This window comes from Arthrobacter sp. sptzw42, from assembly GCF_059089685.1.
In genome coordinates, this window is sequence record NZ_JBNHEX010000012.1 from 62,332 (window position 1) to 83,963 (window position 21,632).

20 protein-coding genes are annotated in these 21,632 nt (G+C 64.8%); 11 read left to right on the forward strand and 9 right to left on the reverse strand.

Features of this window, described 5'->3' with window-relative positions:
* The first annotated feature begins 5 nt into the window (after positions 1-5).
* The 7 genes from AC5RT4_RS14445 to AC5RT4_RS14475 all read left to right on the forward strand — a co-directional run bounded on the left by AC5RT4_RS14445 (position 6) and on the right by AC5RT4_RS14475 (position 7,676).
* The gene (locus AC5RT4_RS14445) at positions 6-239 is read left to right on the forward strand and encodes a hypothetical protein (RefSeq protein ID WP_494041307.1); all 234 of its coding nucleotides are present in this window, start codon (positions 6-8) and stop codon (positions 237-239) included.
* Between the two features lie 10 nt (positions 240-249).
* Positions 250-2,730 carry a helicase-associated domain-containing protein gene (locus tag AC5RT4_RS14450; RefSeq protein WP_494106188.1) on the forward strand — a complete coding sequence of 827 codons (2,481 nt, stop codon included), beginning with the start codon at positions 250-252 and terminating at the stop codon, positions 2,728-2,730.
* Between the two features lie 13 nt (positions 2,731-2,743).
* Positions 2,744-4,390 (forward strand): DNA repair helicase XPB, encoded by a 1,647-nt coding sequence (locus tag AC5RT4_RS14455; protein WP_494106189.1) that lies wholly within the window; start codon positions 2,744-2,746, stop codon positions 4,388-4,390.
* Positions 4,391-4,451: 61 nt separating this feature from the next.
* Positions 4,452-4,952 (forward strand): DUF427 domain-containing protein, encoded by a 501-nt coding sequence (locus AC5RT4_RS14460; protein ID WP_494106190.1) that lies wholly within the window; start codon positions 4,452-4,454, stop codon positions 4,950-4,952.
* A gap of 77 nt (positions 4,953-5,029) precedes the next feature.
* Positions 5,030-5,740, forward strand: a complete 711-nt coding sequence (locus AC5RT4_RS14465) for a response regulator transcription factor (protein WP_494041311.1) — start codon at positions 5,030-5,032, stop codon at positions 5,738-5,740.
* Positions 5,741-5,790: 50 nt separating this feature from the next.
* Positions 5,791-7,281, forward strand: a complete 1,491-nt coding sequence (locus AC5RT4_RS14470; RefSeq protein WP_494106212.1) for a sensor histidine kinase — start codon at positions 5,791-5,793, stop codon at positions 7,279-7,281.
* A 107-nt stretch (positions 7,282-7,388) separates the two neighbouring features.
* Positions 7,389-7,676, forward strand: coding sequence for a WXG100 family type VII secretion target (locus AC5RT4_RS14475; protein ID WP_494041355.1), 288 nt, complete (start codon positions 7,389-7,391; stop codon positions 7,674-7,676).
* 12 nt (positions 7,677-7,688) lie between these two features.
* Here the strand turns inward: AC5RT4_RS14475 and AC5RT4_RS14480 are convergent, their stop codons facing one another.
* Positions 7,689-8,819 carry an RNase H family protein gene (locus AC5RT4_RS14480; RefSeq protein ID WP_494041312.1) on the reverse strand — a complete coding sequence of 377 codons (1,131 nt, stop codon included), beginning with the start codon at positions 8,817-8,819 and terminating at the stop codon, positions 7,689-7,691.
* 260 nt (positions 8,820-9,079) lie between these two features.
* Between AC5RT4_RS14480 and AC5RT4_RS14485 the strand changes: the two genes are divergently transcribed.
* Positions 9,080-10,390: an ABC transporter substrate-binding protein gene (locus tag AC5RT4_RS14485; protein ID WP_494106191.1), complete on the forward strand. Its 1,311-nt coding sequence runs from the start codon at positions 9,080-9,082 to the stop codon at positions 10,388-10,390.
* A gap of 82 nt (positions 10,391-10,472) precedes the next feature.
* On the opposite strand, the gene groL is transcribed toward AC5RT4_RS14485, so the two are convergent.
* The 5 genes from groL to AC5RT4_RS14510 form a co-directional block, all read right to left on the reverse strand.
* Positions 10,473-12,101: a chaperonin GroEL gene (gene groL, locus AC5RT4_RS14490; protein WP_494041314.1), complete on the reverse strand. Its 1,629-nt coding sequence runs from the start codon at positions 12,099-12,101 to the stop codon at positions 10,473-10,475.
* 281 nt (positions 12,102-12,382) lie between these two features.
* On the reverse strand, positions 12,383-13,663 hold the full coding sequence (locus AC5RT4_RS14495; protein WP_494106192.1) for an ABC transporter substrate-binding protein: 1,281 nt from the start codon (positions 13,661-13,663) through the stop codon (positions 12,383-12,385).
* Positions 13,660-13,866 (reverse strand): cold-shock protein, encoded by a 207-nt coding sequence (locus tag AC5RT4_RS14500; RefSeq protein ID WP_494041316.1) that lies wholly within the window; start codon positions 13,864-13,866, stop codon positions 13,660-13,662. Before AC5RT4_RS14500 ends, AC5RT4_RS14495 begins: the two co-directional genes overlap by 4 nt.
* Before the next feature lie 175 nt (positions 13,867-14,041).
* Entirely contained in the window at positions 14,042-14,686 is a 645-nt protein-coding gene (locus AC5RT4_RS14505; RefSeq protein WP_494041317.1) for a LytR C-terminal domain-containing protein, read from the reverse strand.
* A 45-nt stretch (positions 14,687-14,731) separates the two neighbouring features.
* Positions 14,732-15,061 carry a DUF3263 domain-containing protein gene (locus AC5RT4_RS14510; protein ID WP_494041318.1) on the reverse strand — a complete coding sequence of 110 codons (330 nt, stop codon included), beginning with the start codon at positions 15,059-15,061 and terminating at the stop codon, positions 14,732-14,734.
* A gap of 127 nt (positions 15,062-15,188) precedes the next feature.
* On the opposite strand from AC5RT4_RS14510, the gene AC5RT4_RS14515 reads away from it, so the two are divergent.
* Together AC5RT4_RS14515 and AC5RT4_RS14520 are read left to right on the forward strand one after the other, a co-directional pair.
* Positions 15,189-15,959, forward strand: coding sequence for a uracil-DNA glycosylase (locus AC5RT4_RS14515; protein WP_494106193.1), 771 nt, complete (start codon positions 15,189-15,191; stop codon positions 15,957-15,959).
* Positions 15,960-15,973: 14 nt separating this feature from the next.
* Complete coding sequence (locus AC5RT4_RS14520; protein WP_494106194.1) at positions 15,974-16,813, forward strand: siderophore-interacting protein; 840 nt, start codon at positions 15,974-15,976, stop codon at positions 16,811-16,813.
* Positions 16,814-16,832: 19 nt separating this feature from the next.
* Here the strand turns inward: AC5RT4_RS14520 and AC5RT4_RS14525 are convergent, their stop codons facing one another.
* The 3 genes from AC5RT4_RS14525 to AC5RT4_RS14535 form a co-directional block, all read right to left on the reverse strand.
* Positions 16,833-18,320 (reverse strand): threonine/serine exporter family protein, encoded by a 1,488-nt coding sequence (locus AC5RT4_RS14525; protein ID WP_494041321.1) that lies wholly within the window; start codon positions 18,318-18,320, stop codon positions 16,833-16,835.
* A gap of 37 nt (positions 18,321-18,357) precedes the next feature.
* Entirely contained in the window at positions 18,358-19,677 is a 1,320-nt protein-coding gene (locus AC5RT4_RS14530) for a peptidoglycan bridge formation glycyltransferase FemA/FemB family protein (protein WP_494041322.1), read from the reverse strand.
* A 96-nt stretch (positions 19,678-19,773) separates the two neighbouring features.
* Positions 19,774-20,847 carry a lipid II:glycine glycyltransferase FemX gene (locus AC5RT4_RS14535; protein ID WP_494041323.1) on the reverse strand — a complete coding sequence of 358 codons (1,074 nt, stop codon included), beginning with the start codon at positions 20,845-20,847 and terminating at the stop codon, positions 19,774-19,776.
* A gap of 194 nt (positions 20,848-21,041) precedes the next feature.
* Between AC5RT4_RS14535 and AC5RT4_RS14540 the strand changes: the two genes are divergently transcribed.
* Complete coding sequence (locus tag AC5RT4_RS14540; RefSeq protein ID WP_494106195.1) at positions 21,042-21,587, forward strand: TspO/MBR family protein; 546 nt, start codon at positions 21,042-21,044, stop codon at positions 21,585-21,587.
* The last annotated feature ends 45 nt before the right edge of the window (positions 21,588-21,632 follow it).

Consider the following 21,632-nt stretch of genomic DNA (forward strand, 5'->3'; position numbering starts at 1 on the left):
CATCCATGACACCCTCGCGTTACCGGCGTCCCCTGACGATCCTCGCCGCAGCCATTGCCGTAATTTCACTGGCAGCGGTGGCTGCCGTTATGGCCTTCGCCTTTGCCGGTTCCGTGTCGCCGGTTTGGGTCACGTACACCGCCCTTTACGGCTTGCCGCTGGCATTCCTCCTGATGCTGTTCCTTGTCCTGGACAGCGCCGCCGGACGCCGCAGGGCAGGAAAACAGGACGGACGGTAACGTTGGACTGATGTCCCTCATTCGCGCGCTCAGCAAGGACCTGGAGGCCCGCAGCGATGACTCGTTGCAGGCACTGTTCGACGCGCGGCCAGACCTCATCTCGCCTCCGGTTCCCGACTTCGCCGCCCTCGCAGCCAGGGCCAGCGGGCGGGTCAGCGTCCAGCGCGCGCTGGAGCGGCTCAACCGGCCGCAGATGCAGGTCCTTGAAACCCTCCATCTGTGCACCAACACGGATACGGAGCACAGTGCCTCCGCCGCAGGATTGCGGAAAATGATCCCGGGTTCCTCCGTTGCGGCTGTGGAACGGATTTTGGTCTCGCTCCAGGAACTTGCCCTGGTCCACCGCGCCGAACCCCCGCCCGGGGCAGTCCCCGGCCACAGGCAGCGCTACTACCTCCCTGTGGGCAGCCTTAAGGACGTCGTAGGGATTTATTCGGCGGGGCTTGGCCGCAGCTACACCGAGCTCGTGCGCCTCCAGCCGGCGTTCGCGCAGCGGGCGGTCCAGCTCGTGTCCGAACTTCACCGCAGCGGCGCAACCATCCACGAAGCCACCACGCCCATGGAGGCTGCCCTTGCCCTGCAGCGCTGGACGTCCTCGCCCGAGGCCCTCCAGGACATTTTGGCCACCGCCCCGGAAAGGACGACGGCGTTGCTCGCCAGGTTCCGGAACTGGGCCATGGGTGCGGTCCCCCAGGCGCAGCGCAAGGCATCCATCACAGCCGAGGGATCCGACGTCGGACCCATCGACTGGCTCCTTGCGCGCGGCCTGCTGGTTCCCCTGGACGCCGCACATGTGGAGCTGCCCCACAGCGTGGGGCTCTCGCTGAGGGGCGGTGCCATCATCAACGACTTCAGCCTTTCGCCGCCGGTCCCCGAGCTTGGCCGCACCAGCGCCGCCCTCCGGCGGAACGCAGCCCTGGGAGCCATCAGCGAGACCCTGCGGCTGGTGGGCGAAATCCTGCATGTGGTGCGGGACCAGCCCCTGGCCACCCTGCGCAGCGGCGGTGTGGGCGTCCGCGAGATGAGACGGCTGGCCGAGCTGCTCAGGATCGACCAGCCCCATGCCGGCCTTCTCCTCGAGCTCTGCGGGCTGGCCGGGCTGATCCGCCTGGACGTTGACTCGTCGTCGTGGGTTCAGCCGCCGGAACTGGAATGGCTTGCCCTGCCCCGGCAGGAACAATGGCTCTGGCTGGTCAACGCCTGGCTGGCCAGCGAGCGCGTGCCATCCATGGTGGGGCAGCCCATCAATGGATCCCCGGGGTCAGCCCCGCACCGGGCAGCTTCCGGAAGCACCATCACTGCGTTGTCGGCCGAGGCGCAACGGCCCGATGCACCTGTAGTCCGCAGGCGGATCCTGGAGATCCTGAATGAACTGACCGCTGAAGCAGAAGCCCCGGACGGAACAGCGCCGGTCCTGGACGCGGGTGCGGTGCTTCAGCGGGCCGAGTGGGCCCAGCCGCGCATGGCCCGGCGCTTCAGCTCGCTAATCCGCGGGGTCCTGGCCGAAGCCGAGGTACTGGGCCTGCTGGGCTCCGGGGCCCTGAGCCAGCTTGGAAGGGCCATCGCGGACGACGAACCGGAAACTGCTCTTTCCATCCTTGGTGAGCACTTGCCCGCCGAACTGAACCACGTACTGCTCCAGGCGGACCTTACCGCCGTGGCGCCCGGATACCTCGCCCCCGCGCTGACCGAAAAACTGTTGCTGATGGCCGACGCCGAAGGCCAGGGGCCGGCCACCATCTACCGGTTCTCGCCCGGCTCCATCCGCCGCGCGCTGGACGCCGGTCATGACGCTTCCACTGTGCTGGAGTTCCTGAAGGAGCACTCGGCCACGGCAGTACCGCAGCCGCTGCAGTACCTGGTGGAGGATACGGCCGCCCGGCACGGCCGGCTGCGGGTGGGTGCAGCCGCCAGTTTTGTCCAGAGCGAGGACGAAGGTGCTCTGCTGGGGCTGCTGACCGGCCCGAAAACAGAGGGGCTGGGCCTGGTTCGGATTGCGCCCACCGTCCTCATCTCCTCGGCGCCGCCGCGTGAAACAGCGCAGGTTCTTCGCAGTCTGGGTCTTTCCCCCTCCTTTGACGATTCCGCCCAGCCGGTGCTCCGGCTGCGGCGCGCTCCTGCGTCGTCTGCCCCGTCACGGCCCGTCTACACGGCACCGCGGACAGCTCCGCCGGCGGAAGAAGTACAGGCACAACTTGACGTGCTGCGGCACCGCCCTGCCGCCGTCGGGAACCTCGGCCCGGACGGAGACCACGCCGGTGAGGCGGCCACACAGCTGGGTTTGGAGGCGTTGCAGCGGGCCATCCGGCTCAAGCAGCGCATCAGCATGAACGTGGTGGACGGAATGGGGAATGCCAACCTGGAAATCGTTGTTCCCCTTTCCGTAAGCGGCGGACGGGTGCGGGTCTTTGATCCCGCCAAGGACACCGAACGGGTGCTGTCCATTCACCGCATCATTGATATTGAGGCCGCAGAGGAACTGCGCCAGTGAAGGACTCCCCCGCGTGAACGACGGACCCCTGATAGTCCAGAGCGACAAAACCATCCTCCTTGAGGTGGACCACGAGCTCGCCACCGAAGCCCGGCACGCCATCGCGCCGTTCGCGGAACTGGAGCGTGCCCCCGAGCACATCCACAGCTACCGGCTGACCCCTTTGGGCCTGTGGAATGCCCGCGCGGCAGGGCTGGACGCCGAGAAGGTCCTGGACACCCTCCTGAAGTACTCCCGGTTCCCTGTACCGCACTCGCTGCTGATCGACGTCGAGGAAACCATGTCCAGGTACGGCCGGCTGCGGCTGGAAAAGGACTTACAGCACGGGCTGGTCATGCGGACGGACGATTATCCGGTCCTGGAGGAAGTCATCCGCTCCAAGAAGATCCAACCGTTGCTGGGACCGCGCATCGACGGCGAAACTGTCGTGGTGCACGCGTCCCAGCGCGGGCAACTCAAGCAGCTCCTGCTCAAGATCGGGTGGCCGGCGGAGGATCTGGCCGGCTACGTTGACGGCACCCCGCACCTGATTGCGCTGAATGAGGACGGCTGGAAGCTGCGGCCGTACCAGCAGATGGCAAGCGACAACTTTTGGGCCGGAGGCAGCGGGGTTGTAGTGCTGCCGTGTGGTGCCGGCAAGACCCTGGTGGGCGCAGCGGCGATGGCCACCGGCTCCACCACCACCCTGATCCTGGTCACCAACACCGTGGCTGCCCGGCAGTGGAAGGACGAGCTGCTCAGGCGCACATCCCTCACAGAGGACGAGATCGGCGAGTACTCGGGGGCGTTGAAGGAAGTCCGGCCGGTGACCATAGCCACCTACCAGGTCCTCACCATGAAGCGCGGGGGTCTGTACCCGCACCTGGAGCTTGTGGACGGACACGACTGGGGCCTGATCATCTACGACGAGGTCCATCTGCTGCCCGCCCCGATCTTCCGGATGACGGCGGACCTGCAGGCGAGGCGGCGCCTGGGCCTCACTGCGACCCTGGTGCGGGAAGACGGCCGCGAGGGCGAGGTCTTCAGCCTGATTGGACCGAAGCGCTACGACGCGCCCTGGAAGGACATCGAGTCCCAGGGCTACATCGCCCCTGCAGATTGTGTTGAGGTGCGTGTGGACCTGCCCCGGGACGAGCGGGTGGCTTATGCCATGGCCGAGGACGCGGACAAGTACCGGCTTTGCGCCACCTCGGAATCCAAGACCCTGGTGGTGGAGCAGCTCGTTGCCCGGCACGCCGGGGAGCAACTGCTGGTCATAGGCCAGTACATTGACCAGCTCGACGATCTTGGCGTGCGCCTGAACGCGCCGGTGATCAAGGGTGACACGTCCGTGAAGGTCCGCCAGAAACTTTTTGATGCCTTCCGTGCAGGCGAGATCCAGACGCTCGTGGTGTCCAAAGTGGCCAACTTCTCCATCGACCTGCCGGAAGCCTCAGTGGCAATCCAGGTTTCCGGTTCGTTCGGGTCCAGGCAGGAGGAGGCACAGCGGCTGGGCAGGCTGCTGCGGCCCAAGAAGGACGGCCGGGCCGCCCGGTTCTACTCCCTGGTTGCACGGGACACCCTGGACCAGGACTTCGCGGCCAAACGCCAGCGGTTCCTCGCCGAGCAGGGTTATGCCTACCGCATCATGGACGCCAAGGACGTGGAAACGGCCGAATAGACGGCTTCCTTCGCGAAGGCTCTCCAGTGCGGCCGGCGATGATGGGGCGCACACTGGAGGCATGCACTTTGAAGGAAAGCCGGTCATTCCCCTGCCGGGCCAGGAGTCAGTATGGGACTATCCCCGCCCGCCGCGCGTGGAGCCAAGCAGGGAACGGATCCGGATCGTTCTGGGTGGTGAACTGATTCTGGACACCACGGACTCGCTCCGTGTTCTGGAGACCAGCCACCCTCCGGTCTATTACCTGCCCCGGTCTGAGTTCTGCCCGGGCGCTCTGGAGCCCGCGCCAGGAAGCAGCTTCTGCGAGTTTAAGGGCACAGCGGGATACCTTACCGTGCGCGGAGGCGGGCAGGTCCGGGAAAGATCAGCCTGGTTCTATCCTCAGCCTGTTGCCGCATATGCCGCGCTCCTGGATCACGTTGCCGTCTATCCCGCCAAGATGGACCGTTGCGAGGTCGACGGTGAGGTTGTCCGCGGGCAATCCGGAGGCTTTTACGGCGGCTGGATAACCACACGGATAGTGGGACCCTTCAAGGGCGGACCCGGAACCCTGGGCTGGTAGGCGGCAACGCGTGCTTCCCCACCTGGCTCCCAAGGACTATCCAGACAACTCCCAGCGTCTGGGAGCATGATGGGAATATGAACAAGAACGGCCCTGAAGCGAAGCTCCTGGTAGTGGATGATGAACCCAACATCCGCGAGTTGCTTTCGACATCCCTGCGGTTCGCCGGCTTCGACGTCGTGTCGGCCGCAAACGGCCGCGACGCCCTTGCCGCTGCCGACGTGCACGCCCCGGATCTCGCCGTCCTGGATGTGATGCTCCCGGACATGGACGGTTTCACCGTCACACGCCGGCTCAGGGCTTCCGGCAAGCATTTCCCCGTTCTGTTCCTGACGGCCAGGGACGACACGGAAGACAAGGTCACAGGCCTTACTGTCGGCGGGGACGACTACGTCACCAAGCCCTTCAGTCTTGATGAAGTGGTCGCCCGCATCCGCGCCGTCCTGCGCCGGACCCAGCCCCAGCTCGACGATGACGCCGTGATACGGGTCGATGACCTGGAACTGGACGACGACGCCCACGAAGTCCGGCGCGGAGGCACAGTCATCGAGCTGTCCCCTACGGAGTTCAAGCTGCTCCGCTACCTCATGCTCAACCCCAACCGGGTGCTGTCAAAGTCGCAGATCCTGGACCATGTGTGGGAGTACAACTTCAACGGCGATGCCTCCATCGTTGAGTCCTACATCTCCTACCTCCGCCGGAAAGTGGACATCGACCCTGAAGCTCCTGCCCTGATCCAGACCAAGCGGGGTGTCGGATACGTGCTCCGGACGGCAGAAAAGCGCTGACCTTGCAGCAGCGGTGGAAGTCGGCTTCACTCAGGACACAACTGGTGGCCATGATCATGGCCCTGCTCACCGTCGCCCTCACGGTGACCGGGGCAGGCACCCTGACCCTGCTCCACAGCTACCTTCAGGACCAGGTGGACGCCAAACTGTATGCAGCCGTTGATTTGGCGGACCGGCAACAGTCCTTTTTCCAGTTGCGGGCACCCAGTAACCCTGCAGTTCCCACCGACTATGCGCTGATCCTGTTCGTGCCCGGTGAAGAGCCCTTCCCGTTCGGCGCAGAACCGGACACCGGACCGGACATCAGCTCAATGAGTGTGGAACAGGCCCAGGCGCATGGCGAAGCCCCCTTCCAGGTGAGGGGCACGGACGGCCAGAACTGGCGGGTCATCGCGGTGACGGTACAGAACGACCAGACCACGGCGGTAGTGGTCATCGGACTGCCGCTGGAAACCGTTGACGACGTCCTGAGGCACGCCACCCTGGTTGTCCTGGGCGTGGGCCTGCTGACCCTGCTGCTGGCGTCCCTGATCGCCAGCTGGACTGTATCGCGGGCCTTCCGGCCGCTTGCCCGGGTGGAAAAGACCGCCGCCGCCATCGCCGCCGGGGATCTGTCCCGTCGTGTGGAAGTGGAAAACCCCAGCACGGAGCTCGGCCGGCTCAGCAGCTCCCTCAATTCCATGCTTGCCCATATTGAAACCGCCTTTTCCGCGCGCACGGCGTCGGAGGCGAGGATGCGGCGTTTCGCGGCCGACGCCTCGCACGAACTGCGGACCCCGTTGGTAACCATCAGGGGCTTCTCCGAGCTGTACCGGCACGGGGCTTTGGCCACCGACGAGGACGTGGCCACCGCCATGGGCAGGATCGAAAGCGAAGCCAAGAGGATGGGCTCCATGGTGGAGGACCTGCTGCTGCTGGCCCGCCTTGATGAGCAGCGCCCGTTGCAGCAAAAGCCGGTTGACCTCCAGCTGATTGCCCACGATGCGGTAGTGGACACGCAGGCCAGCGCCCGGTCCCGGGTCATATCGCTTATAGGACTCGACGGCGGTCCGGCAGCTCCGGCGCCCGCGCTCGGCGACGAAGCCAAACTCCGCCAGGTGGTAGGCAACCTGGTAGGCAACGCCCTGCGTTACACCCCCGAGGACAGCCCGATCGAACTGGCGGTTGGTGTCCGCCCCCAGGCGGACGGGAAGCTCCGCTCAGTCATTGAAGTCCGCGACCACGGGCCCGGTATTTTTGAGGCGGACGCGTCAAAGGTTTTTGAACGCTTCTACCGGGCGGACACCTCCCGGACACGGGAGACCGGCGGCAGCGGGCTGGGGCTGGCAATTGTGGCCGCCATCGTGGGCTCCCACGGCGGCTCCGTGCGCGTGGAAGACACCGCCGGCGGGGGCGCAACACTTGTGGTCACCCTCCCGCACCGCGATGATGCAGCGGGGAACCGGTCCGCGGACACTACCCGCGTGGAGAGCCTCGGTTCATTTCCCAAGGCTGCCGGCAACGGCCCCAAGGGCAGCGACGGACGCGTTATCCACATATAGAGTCCCGGTCATGCCGGCTGGCAAACCGCTTTCGTAGGCTCGTCAATGTGGCCCGGACAGCCCGGGCGCGGGAGCAGACGCTGCCCGCTTCAGCGAAAGGCAACGCCATGAGCATCATTTCCGTCGATACAGAACTGCTCCAGCTCAAGTCCGCCACCGTCCAGGCGACAGTGGACCGGATCAGCGCTGACGTCCAGGCCATGAAGCGGGGGCTTGACGAGCTCCAAGGCAGTTGGCGCGGCTCCGCCGCCACCAACTTTCAAGCACTCATCACGGAGTGGACCATCACGCAGGGAAGAGTGGAGGCCTCACTGGCCTCGATTAACATGGCTCTCTCGTCCGCTGCGGCCACCTACGCCCAGGCGGAGCAGGGAAACACCCAGCGGTTCAGTTAACCCGGCCAGTTCCTAGGCTTCGGGGGTGCCCTGATGGAACCGCAGCCGCCATCGGCCACCGTCCAGTACCCAGAGTGAGCTTCTGAGGATGGTGCCGGAGCGCGCGTAACTTCGGTACGTCAGCAGCACAGCGGTGCTGCCGATGCGGTCCGCACCGAGGATTTCGATGTCGGTCCGCTCCCCCGGGTCTTCTTCGAGTGCCATCATCATGGCATCCCGCGTCCAGACCCTGCCCGAGCTGCCAATCTCCAGAAAATCAGGATGCAGCAGGACCGCTGTCCTGCCAATATCGCCGCGCACCAGGGGTCCGAGCAGTTCCCGCTCCAGCTCTTCCACCAGCGCTTCAGGCGCCGCCGTTTTCGCCCCGCCTGCGTTGGCGAGGTCGAAAGCGCCGTCGAGCTGGGCAAAGTCCAGCTGGGTAAAATCCTCCCGGGCAGAGTTTTCCTCGGCAGGTTCTTCCCGGGCAGCGCCTTGCCGGGCAATGTCCCGCCACGCGGCATCCTGCTGAGGAGCGCGTTGCTGGGAGGCGTCCTGGTGAAGAGCGCGTTGCTGAGAGGTGTCCTGGTGAAGAGCGCGTTGCGGAGCGGCGTCCTGCTGGCTGAAGAGGTCAAAATCGCCGAAGGTCGCTGCTGCGGCGTCAACAGCGGCAGGGGCTTTGCCCGCTGCCGTGTGGTGGGCGCCGGGAAATCCCGGCCCCGAGCGGGCTGCTACGCCCTGCTGGTAGGCGGTGGCGGCTGCCCGGGCCCGCTCATCGGCGGCTTCGTTCAGGTCATGCCCGGCATGCCCCTTAACCCACTCGAACCTGTACTTCCGTCCGGCGAGTTCCCGGTCCAGCTCCTTGAGCAGATCGACATTCAGCACCGGCTTCCCGTCTGCCTTCCGCCAGCCCTTTCGCTTCCAGCCGGGCATCCACTTGGTAATCGAGTTGATGACGTACTGGCTGTCGCAAAGGATGTGCAGGTCCTCGTGGCGAAGGTGCGCCGTTGCCCGCAGCAGATCCAGGACGGCCATGAGCTCGCCCTGGTTGTTGGTGCCGTGGGGCCACCCACCGGCCCGCCAGCAGTCGTCGTTCACGTACCAGGCCCAGCCGGCCGGGCCCGGGTTTCCCAAAGCCGAACCGTCGGCCGCTGCAGTAATCGTCACCGGTCCATCCTGCCAGAAGCCAACGACAACGGCGGATGCGGATAGAGCGATCCGCCGGAACCAACGCACAGGTGCCGTCGCCGGGCTCCGGGATGGCGCCTTCGAAGGGGCCAGGAAAGCGTTTACCGATATCTATTGACTCAAGCAGTGAAGTCCCGGCACAATCGGATGACAATCGAGAAAACGCTTTCTCACCGGGTGGCGCTGTTGCTGTCCGGAACGCCGGGAAAGCGGATCATCAGAACAAGGAAGGCCCATCAATGACGATTCCAACCGTTAGCCGGAGAAGGTTCCAGCTCGGCGCGGCAGCCGTTGCCCTCTCGCTCCTCGCAACCGGATGTGGCACGTCCGCCACTTCCAGCAGCAATGAGGAAGTGACGCTGCGGTTTGCCTGGTGGGGCAACGAGTACCTCAATGCGCAGACCGAAAAGGTCATCGATGCCTTCGAAGCGGAACACCCCAACATCAAGATCGAATCAGAACCCGGCGAGTGGGCCAGCTACTGGGACAAGCTCGCCACCAAGACAGCGGCAAATGATGCCCCGGATGTCATCCAGATGGATCAGAAGTACATCGCTGAATACGGCGGACGCGGCGCCCTGCTGGATCTGTCCAAGCAGGACGGCATCGATACATCCAAACTGGACAAGGAAGCATTGGCGTCCGGCCAGTATGACGACGCCCAGTACGGCCTGAGCACCGGCCAGAACGCCTACGTCGTCATGGCCAACACGAAGGTGTTCGAGGCGGCCAATGTGCCTCTTCCGGACGACACCAAGTGGACGTGGGACGAATTCATTGAGACAGCGTCAAAGATCAGCGCCGCGGGAGACGGCAAGAACTATGGGGCGGCATATGGCAGCAACGAAGCGGACCTGATTATATGGCTGCGCCAGCACGGCGAGAACCTCTACTCGGAGGACGGCAAGCTGGACTTCGACACGGCAACGGCCGCGTCATTCTGGGAGCGCCTGAAGGAACAGCGTGATTCGAAGGCGAGCCCGCCGGCCACCGTTGCCACCGAAGACTCCGGAGCTGGACTTGAAGAAAGCCTCTTCGGCACCAACCGGGTGGGTATGGCATGGTGGTGGACCAACCAGCTCGGCTCCCTGGAGGCAACCACCGGCAGCAGCATCAAAATGCTCCGGGCACCGAGCAACGACGGCTCCTCGGCAGGCAACGGCATGTACTACAAGCCCACCATGTTCTGGTCAGCTTCGTCACGGTCCAAGCACCCGGAAGCCGCCGCCACCTTCATCAACTACCTGGCCAACAGCCCTGAAGCCGGAGCGATCCTGATGACGGACCGCGGCGTGCCCACCAACCCTGAGATCGTTGACAGCATTACGCCCTCCCTGAAGCCTGCGGACACTACCGTGGTGGGCTTCCTGAAGGACATCGCGCCTGACATGAAGGAAGCTCCGCCCGTTCCCCCGGTGGGCGCCGGCAGTGTGCAGAACGTCATCAAGCGGTACACGGACGAAGTCCTCTACGACCGCCTCACTCCGAAGGCAGCCGCGGAAGCCTTCAGGAAGGAAGTTGAAGGAATGCTTGCCGGCGCCAGGAAGTAGTAAAAGCCGGAACACACAAATGCGGCCCCTCGGAAGAGGGGCCGCATTTGTGTGTCTACGGGACAAGCCCGGCGCAGGAGGCTTAGAAGCCGCCCATGCCGCCCATGTCGTCGCCGCCGCCAACCGGAGCGGGGTTCTTCTCCGGCTTGTCAGCCACAACTGCCTCGGTGGTGAGGAAGAGGCCGGCAATGGAAGCCGCGTTCTGCAGGGCAGAGCGGGTTACCTTGACGGGGTCGTTCACACCGGCAGCCAGCAGGTCGACGTATTCGCCGGTTGCGGCGTTCAGGCCGTGGCCGGCAGGCAGTCCGCGGACCTTGTCGACGACAACACCCGGCTCGAGGCCGGCGTTGAAGGCAATCTGCTTCAGCGGAGCATCGATGGCAACGCGGACGATGTTGGCACCGGTTGCCTCATCGCCGGAGAGCTGCAGGTTGGCGAATGCCTTGGCACCGGCCTGGATGAGGGCCACGCCGCCGCCGGCGACGATACCTTCCTCAACAGCGGCCTTTGCGTTGCGCACTGCGTCTTCGATGCGGTGCTTGCGCTCCTTGAGCTCAACTTCGGTTGCGGCACCGGCCTTGATGACTGCCACGCCGCCGGCCAGCTTGGCCAGGCGCTCCTGCAGCTTCTCGCGGTCGTAGTCCGAATCGGAGTTTTCGATCTCGGCGCGGATCTGGGACACGCGGCCGGCGATCTGGTCGGCGTCGCCGGCACCTTCGACGATGGTGGTCTCGTCCTTGGTGACAACAACCTTGCGTGCCTTGCCCAGGAGTTCCAGGCCGGCGGTTTCGAGCTTGAGGCCAACTTCCTCGGCGATGACCTGGCCGCCGGTGAGGACGGCAATGTCGGCAAGCTGCGCCTTGCGGCGGTCGCCGAAGCCCGGAGCCTTGACGGCGACGGACTTGAAGGTGCCGCGGATCTTGTTGACGATCAGGGTGGCCAGGGCCTCGCCCTCGATGTCCTCGGCGATGATCAGCAGCGGCTTGTTGGACTGCATGACCTTTTCGAGGACAGCAACCAGTTCCTTGACGTTGGAGATCTTGGAGTTGACGATCAGGATGTAGGGATCCTCGAGGACCGTTTCCTGGCGCTCAGTGTCAGTCACGAAGTACGCGGAGATGTAGCCCTTGTCGAAGCGCATGCCTTCAGTGAGCTCGAGCTCAAGGCCGAAGGTGTTGGACTCCTCGACCGTGATGACGCCTTCCTTGCCCACCTTGTCCAGGGCCTCGGCGATCAGGGCACCGATTTCGTCGTCACCGGCGGAGATCGACGCAGTAGCGGCGATCTCTTCCTTGGTTTCGATTTCCTTGGCGGAGTTCAGCAGCTCGGCTGTGACGGCCTCGACGGCCTTCTCAATGCCGCGCTTCAGGGACAGCGGGTCGGCACCGGCAGCAACGTTGCGCAGGCCTTCCTTCACCAGTGCCTGTGCCAGCACGGTAGCCGTGGTGGTGCCGTCGCCCGCGACGTCGTCAGTCTTCTTGGCAACTTCCTTGACCAGCTCGGCGCCGATCTTCTCGTAGGGGTCGTCCAGTTCGATCTCCTTGGCGATGGAAACACCATCGTTGGTGATCGTGGGGGCGCCCCACTTCTTCTCGAGGACGACGTTGCGTCCACGCGGGCCGAGGGTGACCTTAACGGCGTCGGCGAGGGTGTTCAGGCCCCGCTCAAGGCCGCGGCGTGCCTCTTCATCAAATGCAATGATCTTGGCCATAACGGCAGTAGTCCTTTCGGGACAGTCGTTAAGATTTAACCTTCGCTGCAGTGCCCGCGACGGACGATCCTTGGCCGTTGGCCTCTGTATGCCTCCGGGTACGGATCTCACTCCAGTTAGGTGTTTCTTCGCTCCACGACCGGTACAGTGCGCCGCCGGCCGGAACCAGCTTCGCTTAGCAGTCGGTACGTCAGAGTGCTAACTCAATAATTAGCACTCCCTAAGTGAGAGTGCAAGCGAAAGGGAACGGAAAACGTCGTGGCAGGCCCGTAGCGGCGGGTTCAGTCCGAAGCCCGCCCCGCCGTCTCAAGGCCGCTCACCGACGGGAGGTTGTCGGCACCGTAAGTGAAGACGGAGAAGGTGGCCGAGGTGATGTCCCCGTTGGCGTCGAAGGCAATCGGTCCTGACTCGCCGTCGTAATTGGCCTCCTGCCCCGACTTCAGACGTGCCAGGCAGTCCTTGTAGGACAAGCAGGACCCCGCTGCCCCGGCCGCCGCTGCCCCTTCCGCGGATCCTCCCGAAACAGAGATCAGGTTCGCGGCAATTGACCTGCCGGCATCGTCCTGGGCCCTCGCTGCGGCCAGGGCAGCAAGGGCAACAGCGTCATAGGCCTCGGCGGCGAAAGACACGTCCTTCAGGCCCGCGTCCACCGCCAGGAGCCGTGCCTGGAAGTCGGCGTCCGGAAGCTGTCCGGGAATTACGGCTCGGGCGCCCTCCAGGTACCCCGCGGCCACTCCGGAGCCATAGCGCGCGAAGGCGCCGTCGCTTAGGATGAGTTGCTTCCCGTGAACAGCTGAATTGGCCAGTTCCGCCAGGGCGCCCTGGGCACCGTCGCGGGCTATGAGAATCACGGCGCCCGGTCCAGCCTTCGCCGCAGCCTCGGCCGCGCTGCCCGCGTCGCCCGGGTCAAAGCCGGCGGTGGACCGCACTTCGACACCGGCCTGTCCGGCAGAGGCGGCGACGAAGTCCGACAGGTCCTTGCCGTAGGAGCCTTCCTGGTACAGCACTGCAAGTGACGTGGCGCCGGCGTCCTTGGCCAGCTTCACCAGGACCGGGCCCTGGGCGACGTCGGCCGCTGCAGTCCGGAAGTAGTAGCCGCCGCTGCTGATGCTGCTGAGACCGGCGGCAGTGTTGGCGGGCGAGATCAGCGGAGTGCGGGAGCGGGAGAGGACGTCCATCGCCGCTGCCGCGTTGGTTGAGTCGGTGGGGCCGATGACGACGTCCGCCTTCGCGGCCGTCAACGCCTGGGCCTGTTCTGCCACAGCTTGCCCCGTGATTGGGGGAAGAAGTTCCACCGGCCTGCCCTTGTGGCCGCCGGCCGCATTGATTTCCTGCACGGCGAGTTTGGCCGCCGCAAGTTGCGGTGCATTCAGGAAGCCGCTTTGGCCCGTGTTGTCCAGGATCAGTCCCACGCGAAGGGTACCGTCCCCGGAAGCCTCTGCGGCCTCGACCCGTGCATTGCCGGGAACCCCGGAACAGGCGGTCAGAACAATGGCAGAGCAGACCGTAGCCAAAGAAAGCGCCCGGCGGAGGGTTGCAGGGCGCGGGTTGACAGCTTTCACCCGGCCGGCCGGACGCTTTCCGCCTGCGGGCCCTTCTCGCCTTCGCCCACTTCGAGCTCCACCCGCTGGCCCTCGTCCAGCGCGCGGTAGCCTTCACCCTGGATCGCGGACCAGTGGACAAAGACGTCATCGCCGGAGCCGTCAACGGTGATGAAGCCGTAACCCTTTTCGGCGTTGAACCATTTGACGGTTCCCTGTGCCATGCTGACCACTCTTTTCCTTTTGTGTCCTGCATCTGTGCGGCCCGTCCGGGTGCCCCAAACGATCACTGGAGTCACTCTAGCGAAGACCTTGCCGGGGCGGCGGGGTGTTCCGCGGCAGCTGGGCGGAAGTTATTGAGGCGTAACTGCCGGAAGCGGGACGGAGGCTGTCAGGGAGTCACCGGTAGCCGGGACCAAGCACCACAACCAGGGGCATCTGGAACTCGGTGCTGTTGACCACCGTGGGAATGCCGAGAAGAGCCCCCAGTGCCTGGGCGCTGGGCAACTGTTCTGCTCCCTGGTAGAAGATGACGGAGGCCTGCTGTGGTGATCCCGACCAGTTGCCCACCTGTCCCAGCGTCCAGCCGTCCGCCTGGACTGTTCCACCGACCCGGCCGGCAAGTCCAGCCGTTCCGGCAGCGTTGTAGATTGCCACGCTTTGAGTCTTGTCGATGAACGCGGGAGCCGACGTTGGCCGGGCCGGCTCCGGCTCGGCCTCTGCGCTGGCTTCAGGCTCTGTGGAGGCTGCAGCGGCTTGTTCGGCAGTGGGTTCGGGAGACGCATCGGGGGTGGCCGTAGCGGCGGAACCTGTGGTGGCCAGCGGAGCCGCCTCCTGGCTTGCGGAGGCCTGGTTGTCCGGGGTGCTGAAGCCGAGCTTGGGAAGGATCAGGAAGGACACCAATCCAATCGCCAAAGCGGCGACGCCCACGGCGAGTACCGGCCAGAGCCGCACCCGTGAGGGAGCGGAAGCCGTGCGGTGGACACCTTGTCGCGAAGCAGCCTCCGGGACCTTGTCGAATTCATCGCGGGCGTATTTGGTCATGGAGATATCCTTGGTGATTGCTGCTGGTGGCTCAGCTCGAGCGTTTTACGCGTCGGACCCCAGGCGCCGTGCAGTCCGTGCACGGTGACGCGATGTACGTAGTCTACGCAATCGCTTGACCAGCATGGGGTCGTGGGCCAGGGCATCCTCGGTGTCAATCAAGGCATTGAGCAGCTGGTAATAGTGCGTTGCGGAGAGATCGAACAGCTCCCGGATGGCTTGTTCCTTGGCGCCGGCGTACTTCCACCACTGCCGTTCCAGGGCAAGCATCTGCTGGTCACGCTCGCTCAACGGTGAGTCACGAAGCGTGAAGCCGGCCAGGAGGGACTGCCGGGGTTCCGGCTCCGGCAACTGCTCCCGAGCTGGTTCCGCCACGGCACACTCCTAAGCTGGTTACGTAAATGTCTGACCCCCATGCTACGGACGAATAACAGTGTTGTCATTTGCGGCCGGGGAAGGCCCGGCCGGACCCAGCCGCCGGTTGCCCTGCAAGAATGGGACGGTGGTTGAATCAGATGCCTTGTTCGGGCTGGGGCAGGAACCGGCCCAGGGCCCCGGTTTTGCGGGGCTGGCGGAACTTCCCCTGGAGGAGCTCATGGCGCCCGACTGGGCCGCCGCCCTCTCGGGGGTGGAGAACGAACTCCGGGGCGTGCTCGCCTTCCTCGCGGACGAAGTGGCAGCCGGGCACCAGGTGCTGCCGGCGCCGTCGAACGTCCTGCGGGCCTTCCGGCAACCCCTCGCCCGCGTAAAGGTCCTGATTGTGGGCCAGGATCCCTACCCGACGCCCGGGCACGCGGTGGGCTTGTCCTTCTCCGTGGATCCGCAGACGCGGCCCATTCCCAGGAGCCTGGCGAACATTTACCGCGAGCTGGAAGCGGATCTCGGATTGCCTGCCCGGGTCCACGGCGACCTTTCCGCCTGGACCGGCCAGGGCGTTTTGCTCCTGAACCGCGTGATGACCGTGCGGGCGGGATCGGCCGGTTCCCACCGCGGCAAAGGCTGGGAGAAGATCACGACGGCGGCAGTCTCCGCCGTCGCCCAGCGGCGGAACCATGACGGGTCCAGGCTGCCTCTGGTCGCGGTGCTGTGGGGAAAGGATGCCGAAAGTGTCCGCCCTCTCCTGGACGGGGCTCCCGCCGTTGCGAGCGCGCACCCCAGTCCGCTCTCTGCATCCCGCGGTTTTTTTGGGTCCCGGCCCTTCAGCCGCGTCAACGAACTCCTGAGTGGACAAGGCGCCCCTGGCGTAACCTGGGAGCTCCCCCCGGCGCCTTAGCTTAGGCTTGCCTTATGAGCACCATTCCCGCCGCTACCAGCGCCAGCAAGAAGAGCCGTCCACAGGTCAACCTCACCGTGGTGCGCCGGGAAGAGCTTTCCCCGCACATGGTCCGGATCGTCGCCGGCGGGGACGGCTTCGCGGACTTCGTCAACAACGCTTTCGTGGACCGGTACGTCAAGATCGTTTTTCCCCAGCCGGGCGTGGAGTATCCCTCACCCCTGGATCTCTGGAGCATCCGCGAGAGCATGCCCCGGGAGCAATGGCCCTTCACCCGCACGTACACCCTCCGCTGGGTGGACCCCGCGGCGCGCGAGCTGGCCATTGACTTTGTGGTCCACGGTGACGAGGGCCTGGCCGGTCCGTGGGCGGCGGGGGCACAGCCCGGCGATTCCCTGACCTTTACCGGCCCCGGTGGGGCCTACAACCCGGCGCCCGATGCCGACTGGTACCTCTTTGCCGGTGACGAGGCCGCGCTGCCCGCGATTGCGGCCTGCCTGGAGTCACTGCTGCCGGAAGCCGCCGGCCTGGCGTTCCTTGAGGTGAATTCCGACGCCGACATCCAGCCGATCGCCACGCCCGCCGGGGTGAAAATCCACTGGCTGCCCCGCAACGGTGTCCCCGCAGGAGACAGCGACCTCCTGGTGCAGGCCGTGGCCAACGCCGAGTGGCCGGCGGGCCGGGTGGACGTGTTCGCCCACGGCGAGCGCGGCTACATGAAGGCCCTCCGGAGGGTCCTCTTCGACCAGCGCGGCCTGGAACGCAGCCAGGTGTCGCTCTCCGGCTACTGGGCCAAGGGCCGGGTGGAGGACGTCTTCCAAGCGGAGAAAAAGCTCCCCGTGGGACAGATCTAGGCCGATTCAGGGTGCCTGGCTAGCGGCGGCGGGCCCGCCGCCGCTCATTGCTTGCCAGGCTGCCTGTGAGCGGGCGGGCAAGGGTGTCACCGAGGACAATGCCGCCGGCCGTTCCCAGAACAATGGCACCGGCGTTGAGCATCCCGCCGGCGCCGAGCAGGATCTCGGCTTCCTCGATGGTGAGTACATACATGGACCGGAAAATGGTGAGGCCGGGCAGCAGGATCAGTGCTGCCGGCACGGCAACCACCAGCTGCGGCGCCCCCATCCTCAACGCCACCACACGCGCCAGCAGGCCGATGACCACAGCTGCAATTGCAGGGGAAAACCGGTCACCCACGCCCAGCTGGCCGGCGGCAAGCAGCACGAGATAGCCGGCCACTCCCACGGCTGCTGTGGGCAACAGGAGCTGCCAGGTGGTCTGTTCGGTGATGCCGATGGCCATCACGGCCACCGCCACAAAAATGACCAGGACCCACAGGTCGTACGCGGGCGGAAAGGTTTGTGTGACGTCAATGCGCTGCATCCCGCTCAGCTCGCCCACCACGAAAGCGACAGCAATCCCTGCCACGATGGCGCCGAAGGTGAGCAGGGTTGAGAGGAACCTGCCGGCCGCTGTCACGGGGAAGCCATTAATGGCGTCCTGCACGGATGAAACGAGGCGTCCTGTCGGCAGGAGCAGGAGGATGCCTCCCACCACCACGATGGCCGGCGACGAGGTCAAGCCGAACTGCCACAGCACCAGCGCCAGCTGTGTCACCACAAAGGAGCAGCTGGCCGTGATGAAGAAGTCGGGCACGCGCCACCTCCCCAGCTGGCGGGCCAGCAGGCTGATGGCGATGTTGGCCGCGAAGGCGATGGTCGAGGCGACGGGTCCGCCGCCCAGAACCCCCACGAAAGCAGCCGCGAACGTACCGAACGCCACTGTAACCATCCAGCGGGGAAAGGGTTTGGGGCTGGTAATGGCCTCATCCAGCCGGCGGATTGCCTCATCACGGCCCACTCCCCCTGCCACAATGTCCGTCACGAGCTGATGCACCTTGGCCAGGCCGGCATAGTTGTTGGTCCAGGAACGAACCACCCTCAGCAGCGCAATGGGTGTCTGGTCCTTGGGCGCGTAGTTGATGCCCACGGACTGGTTGGTGATGTCCACTTCGATGTTTTTCAGCCCCAGGGCCGCGGTGACGGCGATGATGCTGGTTTCCACTTCGAGCGCGCCGGCTCCGTACCGGAACATGGTTTCGGCCAGGTGCAGTGCGAAGTCGAGGGTTTTACGGGCGGAGGTGTCAACGCCGCCCACCTGGATCATGGGGTTGGCGTACGGGCTTCCCGTGAGCCGGTCCACGATGCTCATGGGCGCGGTGGGCGGGTTTTCGCCCTGCACCAGGCGCCGCAGCATCCTCTTGGCAGCGGCGTTCTGCCGGACCTGGGCAGGGGTCAGCGGCTCTGTTTTGGGCAGGCCGTCCGTGTGCGGCCTGCGCCCGGGACGTTCGGGCCGGTCAGTCAAGGTTGCCTCTTCGCGGTGTTGTGCGGTGGTTGGTATTTCAGGCGGAATGCTTCTTCAAGGGCAGCTTGCCCAGCAGGGTGCGGGCAGCAGCGGCTGCGGTACGGGCCAGCCGGTTGGCGTGGAAGACGGCGGGACGTACCGGAGTGACGAAGTCACCCACCAGCTGGACCACTTCTCCGCCGAAGCCTTTCTTAAACTCGTACCCGCCGTGGCCTTCCTCGTCCTGGCCGGAGATGCCGAATGTTCCGTAGAAGTTGTACCGCGGGTACCCCTTTTCCAGGGCGTGGAGCATCATGCCCCAGTACAGGGAGGTGGCGCCGTTGAAGTAAATGTAGTCCTGAACGGTGCCGCCGATAACGCAGACCACCTCATCGCCGTAGCAGACAAAGTGGATGGCGGCTACGGTGGCCACTCCCACGGAGTCGGGGAACCGCTCGATGTCCTTCAGGCTCCGTTCGTAGCTGTCAACGAGGTCCTGGACCACCTTGAGGCGGTTGGCCTTTTTCTTGCTGCCGGTCTCTTCCACTTCGCGGCGCAGTTCGGCTGCCGTCGCCGATTCCGCTTCCAGCCGCTCCGTGATGGATTTCCGGTAGGCGGGGATGTCGATCTTGGCCATCATGAGCTTTGTGAACTCAGCGGATGTGGTGCGGAGCAGGTGTTCGTAGTAGGCGCGTTCGCGGTAGACAAAGCCCTTTTCGTCCCCGGCCGTACTCAGTGCACCGTAGAACTCGTCCAGGGTTTCCAGGGTTGCCTGCTCCAAGAACACGCCGTTTTTCTCCGCTTTGCGGATGGCCTTGCGGGTCCGGTAGCTGGTGCCCATGATGAGTTCTTCGGCGTCGCTGACGCCGGCAAGGCTCTTCACAAACATCCAGTTCACGTTGACGAAATTCATGTCCAGCCCCTGGTGCTGGAATCCCAGCGCCGCAAGCCGGGCCACCAGCGGGCGGTTGTCCTCGATCTCCGGGTGTTCGGCGCCGTCCGCGTCGCGGGCAATGTATTTAAGGTTGGGTGAAATCCGCAGTTCGGCGGCTTTACGTTCCGCCGCGCGTTGACGGAGCAGCCCGACGACGGCGCTCACCAGGTCGGCATCGGTGTAGTCCATCAGCGGCCCCTTGGCGCATTCGCACACCGTGTAGCCAAGACGGGTGGTGGTGTAATTCAGTTTTCCGGCAGCTACGAGTTCGCCGTTGCGGCGGATGCCGAAAAGCTCCACCTGCTGGCCGCGGGCGCGCTGGAAAGCCGCAAAGTCAACGGACTGCAGAAAGCTGTTTTGCGGGTGTTTCAGGGCGAAAGTCCCAAACTCCGCGTCGCTGAGGATGGCAAATTCAAGATCGGTGCCGGTGGTAACTGGATTCAAGGGATTTTCCTCATTCGCGGTAGTGCGGCCGTGGCATGAAGGGCGCAGGGCTATGACGGGTATGGAGCGGGCAGCGGTTGGCCCGGGTGTCTCAGGTCAGTAGAACTGCTGGCCGGTCCGCGCGGTTTCGATCCGCCGGAAGACTTTTTCGGCGCCCTTGACCCAGAGGCGGTGCTTCAGGGGAGCAAGAACGTAATCGTGGCATCCGACAAAATCCGTGACGGTTTTGGTAAAGCTGGTTTTGAACATCCCCATGCCGTAGAGGTTGTGGCTCTTGTCCTTGATGCGGGCTGAGGGGGGCGTGCCGCAGAAGTCGTATTCTGTGCAGCCAAGTTCCTGCATGCGCTTGATGGCTGCCCACTGGACCAGGTGGGAGTCACCGTACTGCTTGCGGTTCTGGGTTGAGCCGCCGTCCTTGTAGGTGGCCTTGGCTCCGTAGTTGATAACGAAGGCCCCCACGCTGGGTTTGCCGTCCTCGTAGACGAAGAAGAAGTTGCCCTGGCCGCGGTTGCAGAACTCGTCCCAGAATGCGGCGTAGTAGTCGTAGCTGCGCAGCGGCATGGACCCCTTGGCGCTGACCGTGTCCGCCATGAGGTCATAGAGCGCCCTGTAGGTTTCGGGGCCGTGTTCCTTTCGGAGCACCTGGCAGCCTTCCCGCTCAGCGCGGCGGATGGCGTTGCGGGCGCGGGAGGAGATGGCCTTGAACACGGCTTCTTCCGGGCCGGAGATGTCCAGCAGGGCGGTGGAGTCGTTGGACTGGATGTTGGGAGCTTTTACCAGACCTGCTTCAGCGAGCTGCGCCTGGGCACCGGCTGAGTCAATGATGTCCGGTTCGATCTTGATGGTGAACACGTTCAGTTTCCTGGCTCGGGCAAAGCCGGCACAGGCGGCGAGGGCCGCTTTCAGGTCCCCGGGGGCCGCGAGGTCGGGGCCTTTAATGAGGTACCAGAGGCGGCCCAGCACCGGGAACCGCTTCTCGAGTACCAGGTTGTAGCTGGCGGCGCCTGGGCTTTCCAGCACCAGGAACCGGACCTTCCAGCCAGTGCCGTTCTTAACCGACGCATACGCAGCCGACTGCAGCATGTTGCCGCCGTTCGGGTTGGCAGTGACGTGCTTGTCCCAGTTTTCAATTTCCTCGGCGGTGGCAAAACGTGCGGTGAATTCTCGCAAGGGGGCCGTGTCCAATCAGGGTTGTGCGCGGTTCTGTACTCGTGGCTGCGTGCGGACATGCAGCCTCAAGTCTAAAGCCTGGCGGCGTTCCGGCATTCCAGTCCGGCGGGTCCGGACTTTTCAGATAGCGGGGGTGCGCGCTGCTCCGCCAGTGCCACCTTGACTCCGGAAACGGCGTTGGCAAGGGTTGGGCCATGCAACCGTATCGGGGAAAGTTGGCGGATCCGCAGGACAAGAACACCGGGCGGCCGGGGGCCGGCAGGCAGACAGCGGCTTTGCTTGCCCTCCTGGCGGCGTCGTTCCTCGTTGCAGGGTTGGGTTCCCTCGCCACGTTCAATAATGTGAACGGCTGGTATGCCACGGCCGACAAGGCGCCCTGGTCGCCGCCCAACAGCGTCTTCGGCCCGGTCTGGACCGTCCTCTACACAGCGATGGCCGTGGCGGCCTGGCTGGTCTGGCGGAAGCAGGAGCCAGGTACCGGGCGTGCACTGACGGTCTACGGAGTCCAGCTCGTACTGAACATGGCGTGGACTCCGGTATTTTTTGGTCTCTACCCCGCCATCGGTTCAGCTGCCCTATGGCTTGCGCTGATCGTCATCCTTGCACTCATCGCCGCGGTATCGGTGACCGTCCTGTATTTCGGCCCGATCAGCCGTGCCGCAGGGCTGCTCCTGCTGCCGTACATCAGCTGGCTGGTGTTCGCGGCAACGCTCAACTGGTGGGCTGCGCTTCACAACTGACGCGGAGCGATACCACGGAACGGGTGTCCAGTAAGGGCGCGGCGC

Coding starts and splice junctions, on each gene's coding strand:
- AC5RT4_RS14445 (WP_494041307.1), top strand. CDS start 6: ATGACACCCTCGCGTTACCGGCGTCCCCTGACGATCCTCGCCGCAGCC.
- AC5RT4_RS14450 (WP_494106188.1), top strand. CDS start 250: ATGTCCCTCATTCGCGCGCTCAGCAAGGACCTGGAGGCCCGCAGCGAT.
- AC5RT4_RS14460 (WP_494106190.1), top strand. CDS start 4,452: ATGCACTTTGAAGGAAAGCCGGTCATTCCCCTGCCGGGCCAGGAGTCA.
- AC5RT4_RS14465 (WP_494041311.1), top strand. CDS start 5,030: ATGAACAAGAACGGCCCTGAAGCGAAGCTCCTGGTAGTGGATGATGAA.
- AC5RT4_RS14470 (WP_494106212.1), top strand. CDS start 5,791: ATGATCATGGCCCTGCTCACCGTCGCCCTCACGGTGACCGGGGCAGGC.
- AC5RT4_RS14475 (WP_494041355.1), top strand. CDS start 7,389: ATGAGCATCATTTCCGTCGATACAGAACTGCTCCAGCTCAAGTCCGCC.
- AC5RT4_RS14485 (WP_494106191.1), top strand. CDS start 9,080: ATGACGATTCCAACCGTTAGCCGGAGAAGGTTCCAGCTCGGCGCGGCA.
- groL (WP_494041314.1), bottom strand. CDS start 12,101: ATGGCCAAGATCATTGCATTTGATGAAGAGGCACGCCGCGGCCTTGAG.
- AC5RT4_RS14500 (WP_494041316.1), bottom strand. CDS start 13,866: ATGGCACAGGGAACCGTCAAATGGTTCAACGCCGAAAAGGGTTACGGC.
- AC5RT4_RS14505 (WP_494041317.1), bottom strand. CDS start 14,686: ATGACCAAATACGCCCGCGATGAATTCGACAAGGTCCCGGAGGCTGCT.
- AC5RT4_RS14520 (WP_494106194.1), top strand. CDS start 15,974: ATGAGCACCATTCCCGCCGCTACCAGCGCCAGCAAGAAGAGCCGTCCA.
- AC5RT4_RS14540 (WP_494106195.1), top strand. CDS start 21,042: ATGCAACCGTATCGGGGAAAGTTGGCGGATCCGCAGGACAAGAACACC.